At 69.0% G+C, this 16,074-nt stretch carries 13 protein-coding genes; 9 read left to right on the top strand and 4 right to left on the bottom strand.

Going from position 1 to position 16,074, the window contains the following annotated elements:
* Positions 1–27 precede the first annotated feature (27 nt).
* From LBW94_RS24770 to LBW94_RS24760, 3 genes are read left to right on the top strand one after another with little or no spacing between them, the layout of a single operon-like run.
* On the top strand, positions 28–1,167 hold the full coding sequence (locus LBW94_RS24770; protein WP_225060146.1) for a CaiB/BaiF CoA transferase family protein: 1,140 nt from the start codon (positions 28–30) through the stop codon (positions 1,165–1,167).
* A gap of 9 nt (positions 1,168–1,176) precedes the next feature.
* A complete protein-coding gene (locus LBW94_RS24765) occupies positions 1,177–1,869 on the top strand; it encodes a GntR family transcriptional regulator (RefSeq protein WP_225060100.1) in 693 nt (230 codons plus the stop codon).
* Positions 1,870–1,916: 47 nt separating this feature from the next.
* Positions 1,917–3,137, top strand: a complete 1,221-nt coding sequence (locus tag LBW94_RS24760; RefSeq protein ID WP_225060099.1) for an acetyl-CoA C-acetyltransferase — start codon at positions 1,917–1,919, stop codon at positions 3,135–3,137.
* Positions 3,138–3,211: 74 nt separating this feature from the next.
* Here the strand turns inward: LBW94_RS24760 and LBW94_RS24755 are convergent, their stop codons facing one another.
* Entirely contained in the window at positions 3,212–4,606 is a 1,395-nt protein-coding gene (locus LBW94_RS24755) for an MmgE/PrpD family protein (protein WP_225060098.1), read from the bottom strand.
* Positions 4,607–4,814: 208 nt separating this feature from the next.
* On the opposite strand from LBW94_RS24755, the gene LBW94_RS24750 reads away from it, so the two are divergent.
* Positions 4,815–5,993, top strand: coding sequence for a CaiB/BaiF CoA transferase family protein (locus LBW94_RS24750; protein ID WP_225060097.1), 1,179 nt, complete (start codon positions 4,815–4,817; stop codon positions 5,991–5,993).
* Positions 5,994–6,196: 203 nt separating this feature from the next.
* Entirely contained in the window at positions 6,197–6,910 is a 714-nt protein-coding gene (locus LBW94_RS24745) for a GntR family transcriptional regulator (protein ID WP_225060096.1), read from the top strand.
* 78 nt (positions 6,911–6,988) lie between these two features.
* On the opposite strand, the gene LBW94_RS24740 is transcribed toward LBW94_RS24745, so the two are convergent.
* Positions 6,989–8,323 (bottom strand): MFS transporter, encoded by a 1,335-nt coding sequence (locus LBW94_RS24740; protein WP_225060095.1) that lies wholly within the window; start codon positions 8,321–8,323, stop codon positions 6,989–6,991.
* 181 nt (positions 8,324–8,504) lie between these two features.
* Between LBW94_RS24740 and LBW94_RS24735 the strand changes: the two genes are divergently transcribed.
* Positions 8,505–9,368: a helix-turn-helix transcriptional regulator gene (locus LBW94_RS24735; protein ID WP_225060094.1), complete on the top strand. Its 864-nt coding sequence runs from the start codon at positions 8,505–8,507 to the stop codon at positions 9,366–9,368.
* Between the two features lie 72 nt (positions 9,369–9,440).
* Here LBW94_RS24735 and LBW94_RS24730 read toward each other — a convergent pair whose 3' ends face one another.
* Both LBW94_RS24730 and LBW94_RS24725 read right to left on the bottom strand, forming a co-directional pair.
* Entirely contained in the window at positions 9,441–10,364 is a 924-nt protein-coding gene (locus LBW94_RS24730) for an alpha/beta hydrolase (protein ID WP_225060093.1), read from the bottom strand.
* A 177-nt stretch (positions 10,365–10,541) separates the two neighbouring features.
* Positions 10,542–11,720, bottom strand: coding sequence for a lactonase family protein (locus LBW94_RS24725; RefSeq protein WP_225060092.1), 1,179 nt, complete (start codon positions 11,718–11,720; stop codon positions 10,542–10,544).
* 494 nt (positions 11,721–12,214) lie between these two features.
* Here LBW94_RS24725 and LBW94_RS24720 point away from each other — a divergent pair, with 494 nt between their 5' ends.
* The 3 genes from LBW94_RS24720 to LBW94_RS24710 all read left to right on the top strand — a co-directional run bounded on the left by LBW94_RS24720 (position 12,215) and on the right by LBW94_RS24710 (position 15,759).
* Positions 12,215–13,816 (top strand): sigma-54-dependent Fis family transcriptional regulator, encoded by a 1,602-nt coding sequence (locus LBW94_RS24720; protein ID WP_225060091.1) that lies wholly within the window; start codon positions 12,215–12,217, stop codon positions 13,814–13,816.
* Positions 13,817–14,053: 237 nt separating this feature from the next.
* Positions 14,054–15,262, top strand: coding sequence for a CaiB/BaiF CoA transferase family protein (locus LBW94_RS24715; RefSeq protein ID WP_225060090.1), 1,209 nt, complete (start codon positions 14,054–14,056; stop codon positions 15,260–15,262).
* 203 nt (positions 15,263–15,465) lie between these two features.
* Entirely contained in the window at positions 15,466–15,759 is a 294-nt protein-coding gene (locus LBW94_RS24710) for a putative quinol monooxygenase (RefSeq protein ID WP_225060089.1), read from the top strand.
* Positions 15,760–16,074: the final 315 nt, after the last annotated feature.

Raw genomic sequence — 16,074 nt, 5'->3', positions numbered from 1 at the left:
CATTCGAACGGCCCGCTGGCCGGGGTCATGGTCGTCGGTCTGGAGCAGGCGATCTCGGCCCCGCTGTGCACCCGGCACCTGGCCGATCTGGGTGCCCGGGTGGTCAAGGTGGAGCGGCCGGGGTGCGGGGATTCGACCCGGCACTACGACTCCGTGGTGCGTGGATTGTCGGCGCACTTCACCTGGCTCAACCACGGAAAGGAGTCGGCCGCACTGGATCTCGCGGATCCGGCCGATCTGGCCGTGCTGCGCGAGCTGCTCGCGGCCGCCGACGTGCTGGTCAGCAATCTGGGGCCGGGCGCGCTGGACCGGCTCGGCCTCGGCGTGGACGCGCTGGCACGGGACCATCCGCGGTTGATCATCGTGGACATCTCCGGCTACGGCAGCGGCGGTCCGCTGGAACACAAACGGGCCTACGATCTGCTGATCCAGGCCGAGGCCGGATCGTGCAGCATCACCGGCACCCCCGGACATCCGGCCAAACCCGGAATCCCGATCGCCGATATCGGCACCGCGCTGTACGCGTACTCGGCCGTGCTCGCCGCACTGTACGACCGCGAGCGGACCGGGCGGGGCGCGGTGATCCCGATCGCCATGCTCGACACCGTCGCCGAGATGATGGGTTTCGCGCTCAACCAGGTGCTGCACACCGGGACCGAACCGGTGCCGGTCGGGCTGGGCTCACCGATGATCGCACCCTACGGGGCATATCCGACTGTCGACGGCCGGACCGCCGTGCTCGGCACGACCAGTGACCGCGAATGGCGGCGGCTGGCCGAGCTGATCGGGCGGCCCGAGCTGGCGGACGATCCGCGCTACGCCCACAACGACGACCGGATCCGGCACCGGGCCGAGCTGGACCGGCTGCTCGAACAGTGGTGTGCCACCAGGACGCTGGCCGAGATCCAGGCCGCGGCCGATGCGGCCGGCATCGGCAACGCGCGGCTGAACGGGGTGGTGGAACTGACGCGGCATCCGCAGCTGGCGGCCCGGGACCGGTGGCGCAAGGTGGAGACCCCCTCGGGACCGGTCCCGGCGCTGGTGCCGCCGGCGCTGGCGACCGGCTGGCCGATCCGGCACGGGTCGGTACCCGCCCTCGGCGCCGACACCGCGGCGATCCGAACGGAATTCGGTGCGCGGGCGGCCGCCGGTCCGCCCCCGGCCTGAGGTGCGGCGATGTCTTCCATGCGAGATCCGTCCGTGCCCCTCTCCGCGGTGTCGGTCAGCTTGAAAACCGTGGCGGCGCAGGAGATCCGGCGCCGCATCTTCTCCGGTGAACTGCGCCCGGGGGACCGGATCGATCAGGAGGAGATCGCCGAATCCCTGAGCGCCAGCAAGCTGCCGGTGCGCGAGGCCCTGATCAAGCTGGAAATCGAAGGGCTGGTGGAACTTCCGCCTCGGCGCGGTGCGTTCGTGGCCCGTCTGAGCCGGGACGACGTGCGGGATCACTACTGGATCCTCGGGGTGGTGTCCGGGCTGGCCGCGGCGCACGCGGCGACCGTGATCACCGACGCGGCCCTGAATCGGCTGGATGTGCTGCTCGATCGGATGGCGGTCACCGGATCCGGTCCCGCACGGGAAGCGCTCAACTTCGAGTTCCATCGGGTCATCAACCGGGCCGCCGGATCGCGGCGGCTGATCGCCGCACTCCGGGTGCTGGGTTCCGCCGGGCCGCACGGGTTCTACGAGGCGCATCACGACTGGCCGGAGACCGCCGACCGGGATCACCGCGAGATCGTGGCGGCGCTGCGGGCCCGATCGGTGTCCGCGGCCGGCGGCCTGACCGAGGCGCACTTCCTGCGCGGCGGCAACCGAGCGGTGGAGATGCTGGGGTCCCGGGGATTCTGGCTGACCGCCGACCAGGGCTGACCCGGATCGGTGAAAACCCTTCGACAACAACAAGATCGGATACCGTTATGAACTCCACTCTCCGGCGCGCCGCACTCGTGGCGCCCACTCGCACGCCCGTGGGCGCCTTCGGCGGCGCGCTGCGGGAGGTGCCCGTCGAGGATCTCGGCGCCGCGGTCGTGCGCGCCGTGGTGCAGCGGTCGGGGATCGATCCCGAGCGCATCGACGACGTGGTTTTCGCGCAGTCCTACGCCAATTCGGAGGTGCCGTGCGTGGGCCGCTGGCTGGCTCTGCACGCGGGCCTGCCGATCGCCGTGCCCGGCATGCAGCTGGACCGGCGCTGCGGCGGCGGGCTCCAGGCTCTGATCACCGCCGCCATGATGGTGCAGACCGGCGCCGCCGACGCGGTGCTGGCCGGCGGCGTGGAATCGATGAGCCGCATCGAGTACTACTCGACCGCGACCCGCTGGGGCGCCCGGGCCGGCACCGCCGCGCTGTACGACCGGCTGGATCGTGGCCGCGAACGCTCCCAGCCGGAGGCCCGCTTCGGCCGGATCTCCGGCATGATCGAGACCGCCGAGAACCTGGCCGCCGAGTACGGACTCGGACGGGAAGCGGCGGATGTCTACGCGGCACGCAGTCAGCAGCGTGCCGCCGCGGCCTGGGCCGCCGGCCGGTTCGACGACGAGGTGGTGCCGGTCGCGGTTCCGCAGCGCAAGGGTGATCCGGTCACCTTCGCGAAAGACGAAGGCGTCCGCGCGGATTCGACACCGGAGACCCTGGCCCGGCTCCGCCCGGTCGTCCCGGGCGGTACGGTCACCGCCGGGAACGCCGCCCAGCAGAACGATGCCGCCGCCGGCATGCTGGTCGTCGCCGAGGATCGGCTCGACGACCTCGGCCTGACCCCGATCGGCTTCCTGACCGGCTGGGCCGCCGCGGGCTGCGAACCCTCGCGCATGGGCCTCGGCCCGGTTCCCGCCGTCGCCCGGCTGGCCACCCGGCAGGGCACCGACACCGTGGCGCTGCTGGATTCGACGGATCTGGTCGAGCTGAACGAGGCGTTCGCGGTCCAGGTCCTGGCCGTACTGGCGGGCTGGGGCTGGAAGGATCAGGACCGCCTGAACGTCAACGGTTCCGGCATCTCCCTCGGTCATCCCATCGGCGCCACCGGCGCACGCATGGTCACCACCCTGCTGCACGAGCTGAAGCGGCGCGGCGCGTCCCGCGGCCTGGCCACCATGTGCATCGGTGGCGGCCAGGGCCTGGCTGCCACCTTCGAATCTGCTTGAGCCCCAGGTCGATTCGAATCCGCCCGAGCCCCGGCGCGGATTCGTCATCCGGCGGGACCCGGGCCGACCCGAAACTATCGGCGCAGCAGCGCGGTGAATTCGCCGACGGGAGTGGACGGATCGGCGGCGGTGAGGGCCTTCATGAGGGTGTCCGCCCGTTCCGGGCCCAGCGCCGCGGCGGTGAGGTCGTGGAACTTGGCGTCGAGATCGTCGGGGGCCATGGGGTTTTCGGCGGTACCCCGGGGGTTCTCGACGAACAGATGGGTCTCGGTGCGGTCGCCGTGGGTGACGGTGATGTCGCCGACCCAGCGGCCGGGATATTCGGTGTCGAGGCGGGAATCGACCTCGATGCGGACCCGGCGGGCCAGGGTGGCCGCGGGACTGCCGGAGGACAGATCGAGGTGGCCGGTCAGATAGTCGTGGTGGGTGGTGAACCCGTTGCCGAGACCCAGGAGGGCCAGCGCGAATTGGAAGGGCAGGCTGTATTGCAGGTGTTCGATGGTCTGCGGGGCATAGGCATGGGCATTGCGGCTACCGACGATCGAATTACCGCCGGTCTGGATGCCGAGGCGGACCGTGGCGATGTCGTCGGCGAGGTGGGCCAGCTCCCGCGCGCCGTCGATGAAGGCGTGATTGATCCCGCAGCAGCAGTACGGTTTGATCCAGACCCGGGTGACCTCGAAATCGCCGCTCCGGCTGAACATCTCGACGGCGTCGGCGGCCACCGGACGGCCCGCGAAGGTGTGGAACAGACCCTTCGCGCCGGTCAGGAACGTCGTCGGTCCGGTGATCCCGGCCGCCGCCATGTCCGCGGCGCGCAGGCCGTTGCGGGTGCCGATGCCGGCGTGCAGGCGCTTCACCGACCCGCCGGTGGAGGTGTACTCGGTGGTGCCCGAACAGTGGCTCAGCGCGATGGACAGCGCGTGCAGTGTGCGCTCGGTGTCGAAGCCGCGCATCCGCGCCGCGACGGCGGCCGCGCCGAAGGCGGACAGCACGGCATGCGGATGGAAGCCGCGTTCCAGCAGGTCCGGGGCGGCCAGCACACCGAGCCGCGTGTACACCTCGTAGCCCGCCACGATGCCGCTGACCACCTCGCGCATGGTGCTGCCCAGCTCCTCGCCGAGCGCCAGCGCCGCGGGCACCACGCAACTGCCGGGATGGCTGGAACTCGCGCGGTGCGCGTCGTCGTATTCGAAGCCGTGGCCGTAGGTGGCGTTGACGAACGCGGCGTCGGCGGCGCTCATGGTATCGCCGTCGACGGTCACGTGGGCCCGGCCCGGGGCATGGGAGGTCCGGGCCAGTTCCAGGACCGCCCGGCTCCACGGCAGCGCGGCGCAGCCGATCTGCACGGCGAGTTGATCCTGCATCAGCCGCCGGGCGCCGGCCAGCGCCGCAGCGGGGACGGTGTCGTGGTCGAGGCCGGTGACCAGGGCCGCGACCGCGGCCTCGAGTGGGGGAACATGCTGCATGTCGACGTCTTTCGATAGCTGGCGGCGGATCGCGCATCCGCCGGGCGGGCAACCGTGACACGGCGCACGCAAAGTATATATAATATATGAAATATGAGTAGCGGGTCAGCTGCTCACCTCGATTCGGTCCGTCGGTCCGTCGGTTCGGCCCCCCGTGCCGGGTTGGCATATATAATATTCGACCATTGGTTCTGTGGAGGTCAGCTCTATGCAGCACAAACCGCTCGCCGGTATCCGGATATTGGAGATCGGCGGGTACATCTCCCTGCCGTTCGCCACATCGATGCTGTGTGCGCTGGGCGCCGAGGTCGTGAAGGTGGAGAAGCCGGTGCACGGGGAGGATTTCCGGCGCCACCAGAACGACGGAAGTCCGTACTTCCGCCAGTACAACACCGGTAAGCGCAGCCTGTCGGTCGACCTGAAGCGGCCGGAGGGGATCGCTGTGATCAAGGCCCTGGTCCCGAAGTTCGATGTGGTCCTCGAGAATCTGCGGCCCGGGAAGCTGGCCGCGATGGGGCTGGGCCCCGAGGACTGCAAGGCGTTGCGGCCGGACCTGATCTACGGCTCGGTGACCGGTTTCGGATCCGGTGGGCCGCTGGCCGATCGGCCCGCCTACGACACCATCGGCCACGCCTTCGGCGGGCTCTACTCGCTGTTCAGCGACGAGGGGCATCCGCAACTGGCCGGCGGCCTCAGCGCCGACCTGGTCACCGGCCTGGTGACCGCGACCGGCGTGCTGGCCGCCCTGGTCGGCCGCCTGCGCACCGGCGCCGGGCCGCAGCTGGAGACCTCGATCATGGAGGCGGTCAGCACCCTCACCGCGGACGGGATCTCGCAACTGTTCGAGCTGGGCGCCGACCCGACCCGGCGCAGCCGGCACCCGCAGGCGCAGAACTTCTGCGTGTGCACGGCCTCGGGGGAGTACCTGGCGGTGCACCTGTCGTCTTCGCAGAAGTTTTGGCAGGCCCTGTGTGTGGCCATGGAACGTGAGGACCTGCTGACCGATCCGCGCTTCGCCGAATATCGGCCGCGCGAGGCGAATTACACCGAACTCGCCGAGATCGTCGCGGACGAGTTCGCGAAACAATCCGTGCAGCACTGGGATCGGGTGCTGACCGCGCGCGACGTCCCGTTCGCCCCGGTGCTGACCATGTCCGGCTACCTCGCCCACGAGCAGGTCCGATGGCTGGATCTGGTCGAACCGCAGGCGGATGCCCTGGCCGTGCTGCGTCCGCCGTGGCGCTTCGACGGCGAACGTCCCGACCGCAAGGGTGTGGCCCCGCGCGTCGGCTCCGACAGCCGCGCCGTCTGCGCCGAGGTCTGCACCGCCGAACAGATCGCCGATCTGGTCGCGGCGGGGATCGTGTTCCCGGACGACCCTGCCTGACGCCCGCGTGCGGACGTCCGGTTCCACCTTCTCGGAGCCGTTCGATTGAAGTTTATATATTGTATTTCCGCGCTATCGGATCGGCTCGGGTCTCTGGATCGCGACAGATTCGGCCGACCCACTCGGCCGGTTCGCCGGTCCGAGCCGGCGTCGTGCATGAGGCATAATGCGTAGAAAGCCTCTCGGGAAGGGATCGAGCCGCGATGGACGCGAGGATGCGGGATCTGCCGCGTAGTGCCGGTTCGCAGCGGCAGCAGCTCTCCGAGGATGTCGCGGGGTACGTCCGCGAGCTGATCATCTCCGGCCGGGTCCGCCCCGGTGACTTCCTGCGCACCGAGCCGATCGCCGAGGCGGTCGGGGTCAGCAACACCCCGGTGCGGGAGGGATTGTTGCTGCTCGGCGGGGAGGGCTTCGTCGAACTCGTGCCGCGGCGCGGTTTCATGGTATCGGTGTTCGACCGTCAGGATGTGCGCGACCTGTTCTGGGTGCAGGCCACGCTGGCGGGAGAGTTGGCCGGGCGGGCCGCCAAGCGCATCTCGGAGCGGCAACTGCGGCATCTGGCCGATCTGATCACCCAGCACGAGCAGGCCGCCGGGACCGAGGACGAGTCCGAGCGAATTGTCGCGCTGGGCCACGAGTTCCACCGCACCATCAACCTCGCGGCCGACTCGCGCCGGCTCGCGATGCTGCTCGGCTCGGTCGTGAAACAGCTGCCGAACCGCTTCTACGGGGCCATCGAGGGCCACACCGACAAGACGCTGCGCGACCATCCGGCCATTCTGGAGGCATTGCAGAAGCGCCGGGCCAAGGCCGCGAATTCCCTGATGCGCGACCACATCATGTCCGGCGCCGACGAACTCGTCGCCATGCTGGAGAAGCAGGGACTGTGGTCGGACCAGGTCGAGTCGACGGCGTAGCGGAATTCGCCGCCGAGCGAGGCTGCCGGACGGGATGCGCCGCGGGGCCACGGTGATTGCGCGACCCCGCGGCGCCGGTCAGGCGAGCGTTGCCGGGGTGTCGTCGGATTCGGTTGCGGGACTTCCGCTGTCCATCCGGACGGGCCGATTGTCGGGCAGGCCGAGGACGGCCGCCAGGCTGATCGCGCACAGCACGGCCAGGAAGACCCCGAACGTCGCGCTGCCGTAGGCGACGGTGATCGGGGCGGCGATCACCGGCGGGACGGCGGCGCCGAGGATGCCGGCCACGTTGTAGGTCACGCCGCTGGCGGTGTAGCGGTACCGGGTCGCGAACAACTCCGGCAGGAATGCGCCGACCGGCCCGTATGCGACACCCGCGATGACGACGGTGACCGTCGCGCAGACGGAATAGGTGACCACCCCGCCCGACTCCACGATCGGGAACAGCAGCAGGGCCCAGGGCACGGCGATCGCGTCGGCCGCCGCGATGAGGCGTTTGCGGCCGACGCGATCGGACAGCCAGGCGCTCGCCGCCGTCGACACCCCGAAGACGACCCCGGGCACGAGGCTCAGGGCCAGCACGGTGGTGCGGCTCAGATGCAGATGCGAGGTGCCGTAGGTCAGGAAGTAGCTGACGGCGATGTAGTAGAACGCGAACACCATCACCAGCAGACCGCAGGCGTACAGCACCTCCCGCGGCTGCCGGCGGATCGCCTCGGTCAGCGGGACGGGTGCGGCGCCGTGCCGGGCGACCTCCGCGGTGAACACCCGCGTCTCCTCGATGCGGAGCCGGACGATCAGTCCGACCCCGACCAGAATCAGGCTGGTGAGGAACGGAATTCGCCATCCGTACGTCTCGAAGTCGTGATCGCTCATGGTTGCGCCGGTGATCAGGAAGGTGCTGTTGGCGAGCACCAGTCCCACCGAACCGCCGAACGATCCGAACACCGACCAGAATCCGCGCCGCGCCGCCGGCGCGCTCTCGGCCGCCATGAGGGTGGCGCCGGCCCACTCGCCGCCGACGGCGAGCCCTTGCAGGAACCGAAGCGCCACCACGACGATCGGCGCGATCACGCCGATGCTGTTCGCGGTCGGCATGATTCCCACCGCGGCCGTCGCGAGGCCCATGGTGAGCAGCGTCGCGACCAGGGTTCGCTTGCGGCCCAGGCGATCTCCGAAGTGGCCGAACAGGATCGAGCCGACCGGCCGCGCGACGAACGCGACCCCCAGGGTCGCGAACGAGGCCGCCGTGCCGGCCGCAGAGCCCAGCGCCGGGAAGAACACCTTCGGGAAGACCAGCGCGGCCGCGGTGGCGAAGATGAAGAAATCGTAGTACTCGATGACGGTGCCGATGCCGCCCGCGACGGCGATCCGTCGCAGGGTCGCCGGTGGTATCTGAACGTTGTCGGTCACTGAAGTGGCCTCTGCTCTCCTGCTCGACCAGCCCCCGTGCGGAGGGAACGCACCTGGTGACGGAGAGTGTAATAAAACATAATATAAAATGCGTCACATTGGTGGATCGAGGGTTGACCAGGATCTTCCCGGGAAGGATCCTTCCCTGTATGAGTCGGGTCCACGCTTATAGCCTCGTGCCATGAACGACAGAGCGCCGCATCTGCGCGAGCTGGGGGAGTTTCTGAAGACCCGGCGCGGGAAACTCGATCCCGCCGAGGTCGGGCTGACCGTCGACCCGGGTCGTCCGCGCCGGGTACGCGGGTTGCGCCGAGAGGAGGTCGCGGATCTGGCCGCCATCAGCACCGACTACTACACCCGCATCGAGCAGGGCCGCCTCGCCCCGTCCGAGCCGGTGCTGGCGGCGCTGATTCGAGTGCTGCGGCTGGACCGGGCCGAGCGCGACTATCTGGAGAACCTGGTCGCCCCGGCCGGGCATCGTCCACCGCCGCGGCGCGGGCAGCAGCGGGTCCGGCCGCAGATCCAGCGCCTGCTCGATCAGCTGACCGATACGCCGGCGCTGGTGCTCGGGCGGCGCCTGGACATCCTGGCGTGGAACAGCCTGGCCGCCGCCCTGCTCATCGATTTCGCGGCGATTCCGGCGCGCCGGCGCAACTACGTGCGGCTGGTGTTCACCGAGCCGGGGGTCCGGGAGCTGTATCAGGACTGGGAGAGCGTCGCGCGAACCTGCGTCGCGGTGCTGTGCATGGACGCCGCGGCCAATCCCGCCGACCCGGATCTGGCCGCGCTGGTGGGAGAGCTGTCGGTGCGCGATTCGCAGTTCCGGCAGTGGTGGGCCGCCCGGTACGTCGCCCATCAGGAATTCGGCACCAAGATGCTTCGCCATCCCGAAGTCGGTGAGCTGACCCTGGATTGGGACACCTTCACCTACGCCGGAGATCAGGCACAGCAACTGGTGCTGTGGTCCGCGGAGCCGGACAGCGCCTCCCACGAGCGGTTGCGGATCCTGGCCTCGTGGTCGGCCGGGGTGTCGCATGTCCGGTGACACCCCGCCGGCTCGCTGACACCGGCCCGGCGAAGGCCCGCCCAACCGGGCGGGCCTTCGCTCGCGGACGCCTCAGAGGTGTTCGGCGTAGAACGCCTGCAACCGCTCCAGCGCCTGGTCGACGTACTCCTTCCGGTCGTACAGGTCGTAGTGGCTCGCGCCGGGCACGACCAGCAGGTTCTTGTCGGCCGACGCCGCCCGGCCGTAGAGCTCGAAACCGTCGCGGTAGGAGCCGAAGGCGCCCGGCACATCGCCGACGATGATCTGTAGCGGCTGGGTCAGCAGGTGCTCGGTCAGGTGGAAGGCGTCGAACCCGACGGCCGCGGACAGGCCCGAGAACCGCAGCTGGTTCGGTGCACCCGCGCTCTGTCCCCGGTCGGTGCGGTAGTACTCGACCGCGTTCACGATGTCGACGTCGGTCAGACCGGCCTGCTCACGCTCGGCGACGGTCATCGGGATGTAGGTGGTGATCGCCGGCTCGCCGCCGCGGGCCTCGGCGGTCCGCTGCTTGCCGATCGCCTCCAGCGTCGCGATCGCGGCCTTCGGCGAGAAGTCGCCCTCGCGCATCAGACGGCCGTAGTTGGCGGCGACCACCGTGCCGACGGCCTTGAAGCGGTGCTCGGTCATCGCGGCGTTGACGGCATAACCACCGCCACCGCAGATGCCCAGCACCCCGATCCGCTCCTCGTCGACATACGGCAGCGTCACCAGATGGTCGACGGCGCACTTGAAGTCCTCGACCCGGGTGGCCGGATCCTCCAGGAACCGCGGCTCCCCGCTGCTGGCGCCCTGGTACGAGGCGTCGAAAGCGAGTGTGACATAACCTATTTCCGCGAGGCGCTCACCGTAGATGCTGCCGGAGGTCTGCTCCTTGCAGCTGCTGATCGGGTGGCCGCAGACGATCGCGGGATACTTCTTCGCCGGATCGAAATCGGCCGGAAATCGCAGATCCGCGGCGACCTCCAGATTACGGTTGGCAAATCGGATCGTTTCCATTCGAAGCTCCTCGGTTCACAGCGGTCGCGGCCGCTACGGCCGGATGGCCGGCGGCCGCACGGACACTGCCCGTGCCATTCCAGAATCCACCCGCAGCCGCGCGGCAACCAGGTCGAGATCCTTCCCCCGATCGCCGCCGCCCACCCTCGGCGGACCGCGCCGCTGTGCGCGCCGAGTTCAGTGCGCCGGGACGAGTGTCAACGTCCGGCCGTCCGCCAATGCCGTGCCGAGGTACCGCGTGCCGGAGTCGTCACGGGAGAGGTGGCCGTCGTCACCGATGCCGAAGCGTGACAATACTTCCTCGCCGCCGCGCAGCGGATCCATACCCAGTGCCCACAGCACCCGCCCGCTCGGCGACATGACCGAGGCCTCGGCGTTCACCCCCGCCTGCGCGGAGAAGTCGACATCGGGCAGCGACCGCAGGCCGCCGTCGGGTTCGATCGCGTAGGAACTGAGATGCGACGAGCCCATGTTCGGGACGCACAGGTAGCGGCCGTCGGGAGTGATGCTCGGAACGTGCGGCAGCACGCCCGCCGGATACGGCGATCCGGCCACCTCGCTCAGTGTCCCGTCGTCGGCCCGCAGGAAGGCCTGCACGGTGCCGCTCAGCTCATTGGTGAAGAACAGGTGCCGGCCGTCCGGGGTCATGATCGGGAACAGCGGGTTCAGGCCACCGCCGACGCGCTGTTTCGCCGTGGTCACCGTGCCGTCGGCGGCGATGTCGAAGACCAGCACCTGCCGATCGGGCACGCTGGCCACGTACAGGTTGCGCCCGTCGGGTGACACCGCGGCCGTGCCGAGGCCGTCCATCGCGGCGCCGAGCGGTACGGCAGGACCGTTGCGCACCGGACGGCCGTCGTCACCGAACCGCACCGGAACCACCGCTGCCGCGACGAGACCGACGAGCACGTAGGCGTCGTGGCTGTTCGGCGCGAACGTGATGTCGACGGGAACGTCGGGCAGTGCGAGCGGCACGCCGGGGGTCAACGTCCCTCCGGCGCCGAGGGCGTAGGGAATCAGCTGCGGATTCGGTGTCGGCGCGACCACGAGGTGGCGGCCGTCCGGTGAGGCGGCCTGCGGCCAGTTCGGCATCCCGGTGGCGGGCCGACCGGCGATCGGGGTCGGTTGCCCGGTATCGGTGGCGGCGAAGCCCGTCACCCCGTCGCTCAGGTAACCGTGCGCGTAGAGGTAGTAGCCGGCCGGGTCGGCCGCCGCGGACTGTGCTCCCGCGGCGAAACCGGGTAGTACGGCGGCGGCGACCGCCATCGTCCAGCCGGCGCGGCGGCGGGTACGTCGGCCGGAACGGCCGGCGGGGCGCACGTCGGAAACATCGGTCGTCGTCGAATCGGATGTCATGGCCGAAGGGTACGAGTGATATTTCATATTGGATGTATGAAATCTTGGACACTCGACGGTGGGCATGCCGGTCGAAATCCGATGCGGTGCAGAGGATCAGGGCCGGCCGACGGGCTCGCAGGCGAAGCCGAGGTGGCCGTGCGCACCGGACCGGTCGGTATCCGGGAAGTTCGACACTCGGGCGGGCGGCGCGCTTTCTACCGTCGAGTGTGCCGGATGACCGGCGTCACGGTGCAGAGCCGATCGCGATCGGCGGCACGGGACCGAGAGGTGACGATGACCGCGGCATCGACCGGGACCGCGGCGGCCGACCGGGACGGGGTTCCGCACCACCGGATGTTCGAGACGGTCACCGGCCGGCTCGGAACAGCAGGCTGATCGCTGCGTTCTCGCGGAAAGCCGGTGGTCCGCGGCAGCTATCAAATATGATGCGTTATATATTCGAGCAACCGTGGCGTCGGGGTGAACGTTGCGGTGGAGACGAGGTGGTCCCCATGTCCAGCACGGCAGTGACATCCGAACGCTCGGCGATGCGTCCGGAGATCACCTCCTCGTGGATGCGCTCGCGGCTGCACGGATTACGGGAGGACACCGGCCCGCGGCTGGTCCGGGCCGATGACATCGTGGCCGGGAACCTGGCTCGGGCAGCCCAGCCGGTGGTCCAGCGGATGATGGGCGAACTCGAGGACACCGCCGTCGCGGTCGTCCTCGCGGACGAGGACGCACGGTTGCTGGATGTCCGTTCCGCTGATCGTGCGGTCGGCAGGGTGCTCGCCGGTCTCGGTCTCGAGCCCGGGGTCCGGCTCGGTGAGGACGTGGTCGGGACGAACGCGGTCGGCACGCCGATCGAAACCCGGCAACCGGTGCTGATCCGCGGGCCCGAGCACTTTCTCACGGTCCTGCGAACCTTCACCTGCTACGGGCATCCGATCGTCCATCCCGCGACCCGCCGGCTGGCGGGAGTGCTGGACATCGGTGGGCTCGCCGGGGTGGACGACCAGCTCTATCGGGTGCTGGCCCGCCGGATGGTCCGGGAGATCGAGGACCGGTTGCGGCTCGATTCGACGCGGGACCAGCGCCGGCTGCTGGACGCGTTCCAGGCGGTCACCTGCCGCCGTGGCCGTCCGGCGCTGGTGGTCGGCGCGGATCTGGTGCTGGCGACGCCGGCGGCGCTGGAGATCCTGGAGCCCGCCGACCACGCCGCGGTCCGGGCTCGCGCGGTCGAATCCGGATACACGCGGGCGGGCGCCCATCGGATGATGCTGTCCTCCGGCCGCAGCGTGCTGTTGTCGTGCACACCGATCGAGGGTGTCGAGGGCATGCAGATCGAGATCGTCCCGGATCAGGGTGGCCGGCGCCGCGGCGGCGCCACCGCTGCGGGGTGGCCGCTGCTGCTCGTCGGCGAGAACGGGAGCGGGCGCAGCACCGAGGCGCGGCGCACCACCGGTCCCGACGCCTGCACGATCGATGCCGCGCAGATCGTCCGGCACGGTGAACATGCCTGGGCGGCAGAGCTTTCCGGTCTGACCGCCGACGACGGGCCCGATGTGGTCGTGGAGAACGTCCAACTGCTGCCCGAATCACTGACCACGCTGCTCGCGCAGGATCTCCGGAGTACGGCTCGCCGTATCGTGCTGACCTCTACGCCGGGTGACCACCTCACCACCGTGCACGCGCCGCTGGTCGCGGCCTGTTCGGCGCGGCGCACCCTGGTGCCGTTGCGCCGCCGACGGCAGGAGATCCCCCGGCTGGCCCAGCGCATGCTGGCCGAGACGGATACCTCCGGTCGCCTTCGCTTCGCGGCCGCGACCTTGAGCGCGCTGGCCGCGCAGCCCTGGCCGGGCAATCTCGCCGAATTGCACCAGGTGGTCCGGTCCGTCGCCGCGACGCGGACGGCCGGCGACATCATCCCGGCCGATCTGCCGCCGGAATACCGAAACGGTCCGCGCCCGGGATCCCCACTGCGTCAAGCGGAACGAGAGGTCATCGTCGCAGCGCTCGAGGCCACCGGCGGCAACAAGCAACAGGCGGCACGCGCGCTCGGAATCAGCCGGGCCACGATCTACAACCGCATGCGGGTCCTCGGTATCTCCTGACGGTCGGGGCGCCCGCGGTTTCCGGGCCGCCGGTGCCGCAACCCGGTCCGAATATGGTGTTCGGGTACGATGAATCGGCCTTTTCGAACTCGCCAATTGTCATCCGTGCGGCGGATCATATAATCGAGGAGATCGGCTGTCCGGGCAATCGGCCCGCAGCCCTCGGTCGCGAAATCATCGTGCTCCGGCCTTTTCGTTCACTGGTTTCCGGGTCGGCGGTGGGTAAGGAGAGTGCATATGTCCGGACCGCTCGACGGCGTGCGGATCGTGGATCTGACATCGAATTTCATGGGGCCGTTCGGGTCGCTGTTGCTCGCGGATCTGGGCGCCGATGTCGCGAAGGTCGAGTCGCGGGAAGGCGATACGACCAGGGGTGTGGGGCCTGCCCGTCATCGCGGAATGGGCGCGATATTTCTGCACTTGAATCGCAACAAACGCAGCATCGTGCTGGACCTCAAGAACGAGCGTGGTAATGCGGCGCTGAAACGCATGCTCGCTACCGCGGACGTGCTGATGTACAGTCTGCGGCCGCGGGCGATGGACCGGCTCGGCCTGTCGTACGACGCGGCCCGTGCGCTGAATCCGGGGCTGAGCTATTGCGGCGCTTTCGGTTTCGGGCAGAATGGGCCGTACGCCGAGCGGCCGGCCTACGACGATCTGATCCAGGCGGCGGTCGGCATGCCGGTGTTGCAGAGCCGTAAATCCGGTCCGCCGCAGTACGTCGCGACCGCGATCGCCGATCGGGTGGTCGGCATGGCGCTGTCCACCGCTGTGTCGACAGCGCTGTTCCAGCGGGAGCGGACCGGGGTCGGGCAGGAGATCCAGGTGCCGATGTTCGAGACGTTCGCGCAGTTCGTCCTGGGTGACCACCTCTACGGTCACACCTTCGTGCCGTCGATCGGGGAGTCGGGATACGCGCGGATGATGAATCCCGACCGGCGCCCGTATCGCACGCTGGACGGCTACCTGGGGGTGAACGTCTACAACGACAAGCACTGGCGGCGGTTCTTCGAGGTCTCCGGTCATCCGGAGATGGCCGCCGATCCGCGTTTCGCCGATATCCACGGGCGCACCGAGCATATCGGACTGCTCTACGAATTCCTGGCCCGGGTGCTGGCGACCAGGTCCACCGCCGAATGGCTGGAGATCCTGAACGAGGCCGATATTCCGGCGATCGAGATGAACACCCCCGAATCGCTGCTCGACGATCCGCACATGAAGGACGTCGGGTTCTTCTTCGAGGAGGACCATCCCTCGGAGGGCACGCTGCGGTCGATGGGCATCCCGCAGCGGTGGAGCGCGGACGCACCCGAATTACGTTATCCCGCACCAAGACTCGGCGAACATTCGGTGCAGTTGCTCACCGAGTACGGCTTCGGTCGCCACGAGATCGGGGAACTGCTCGGCTCCGGTGCGGTGTGCACCGCCGACGACACCACGGTGTAGTGCGCCGAAATGCCCGGTGCCGGGCGTGCGGCGCGCACCCTTCGTGATGATATCGCCGCGTCGGTGATAATTGGTTGAAAAATTTCGAACCGCCGATTCGAAATCGGCCAATCCGAATTCCGCCCGAAACGAATACTGCTCTGGTTCACTGACGTGGCGGCGGATTTTCCTCCGCCGTGTTCGATCGATGAAGGGAGAAAGCCGTGGCTGTCCAGGTAGCCATCGACATGACCGTCAAGGCCGGCCGATATGAGGAGCTCCACCGATGGATTCTCGAACATCTGGCCGGTACGCGGGGTTTCGAGGGCAACATCAGCGTGGAGGTGACCCGTAATCAGGACGAGCCGAACCGGATCCTCTTCGTGGAGAAGTGGGTGGCCCGGGAGAATTTCGAGAACTATCTCGCCTGGCGCGAGGAGACCGGAGTGATCGCCGAACTCGCCGAAATGCTCGACGGCGACGTCGGGTTCCGCTACCACGATTTCATGGGTGTCTGACCGCAATACCGCGGATGTATGCCTGCTCGGACCGGAGACAGGACTGTCGAATACTGAAATCGCGAGTCCGGTGATTCCGGAATTCGTGTCCGGGACCACGCGGCTGCCGACCGGCGGCCTGAATCTCGAATAGCGGCAACGGAAACGACGCGGCCCGGCCGGGGGCATCGATGTGTTCCCGTCCGTGGTCGAGCAACCGGATGCCGAGGCGGTGCCGGGCCGACTTCGACGGGCATCCGACACAACGGCCGCTGCCGCTGGTGGTGGATACGCGACCGGGATGAGCACGGACCGGCAGGCAGGTGGCGGGAGCGG

Source organism: Nocardia sp. alder85J (genome assembly GCF_020176955.2).
Taxonomy (GTDB): domain Bacteria; phylum Actinomycetota; class Actinomycetes; order Mycobacteriales; family Mycobacteriaceae; genus Nocardia.
The sequence above is the reverse complement of the archived record's forward strand: the minus strand, read 5'-3'. Positions and strand labels throughout refer to the sequence as shown.

Coding starts and splice junctions, on each gene's coding strand:
- LBW94_RS24760 (WP_225060099.1), top strand. CDS start 1,917: ATGAACTCCACTCTCCGGCGCGCCGCACTCGTGGCGCCCACTCGCACG.
- LBW94_RS24730 (WP_225060093.1), bottom strand. CDS start 10,364: ATGGAAACGATCCGATTTGCCAACCGTAATCTGGAGGTCGCCGCGGAT.
- LBW94_RS24720 (WP_225060091.1), top strand. CDS start 12,215: ATGTCCAGCACGGCAGTGACATCCGAACGCTCGGCGATGCGTCCGGAG.
- LBW94_RS24770 (WP_225060146.1), top strand. CDS start 28: ATGGTCGTCGGTCTGGAGCAGGCGATCTCGGCCCCGCTGTGCACCCGG.
- LBW94_RS24755 (WP_225060098.1), bottom strand. CDS start 4,606: ATGCAGCATGTTCCCCCACTCGAGGCCGCGGTCGCGGCCCTGGTCACC.
- LBW94_RS24735 (WP_225060094.1), top strand. CDS start 8,505: ATGAACGACAGAGCGCCGCATCTGCGCGAGCTGGGGGAGTTTCTGAAG.
- LBW94_RS24725 (WP_225060092.1), bottom strand. CDS start 11,720: ATGACATCCGATTCGACGACGACCGATGTTTCCGACGTGCGCCCCGCC.
- LBW94_RS24765 (WP_225060100.1), top strand. CDS start 1,177: ATGTCTTCCATGCGAGATCCGTCCGTGCCCCTCTCCGCGGTGTCGGTC.
- LBW94_RS24745 (WP_225060096.1), top strand. CDS start 6,197: ATGGACGCGAGGATGCGGGATCTGCCGCGTAGTGCCGGTTCGCAGCGG.
- LBW94_RS24715 (WP_225060090.1), top strand. CDS start 14,054: ATGTCCGGACCGCTCGACGGCGTGCGGATCGTGGATCTGACATCGAAT.
- LBW94_RS24750 (WP_225060097.1), top strand. CDS start 4,815: ATGCAGCACAAACCGCTCGCCGGTATCCGGATATTGGAGATCGGCGGG.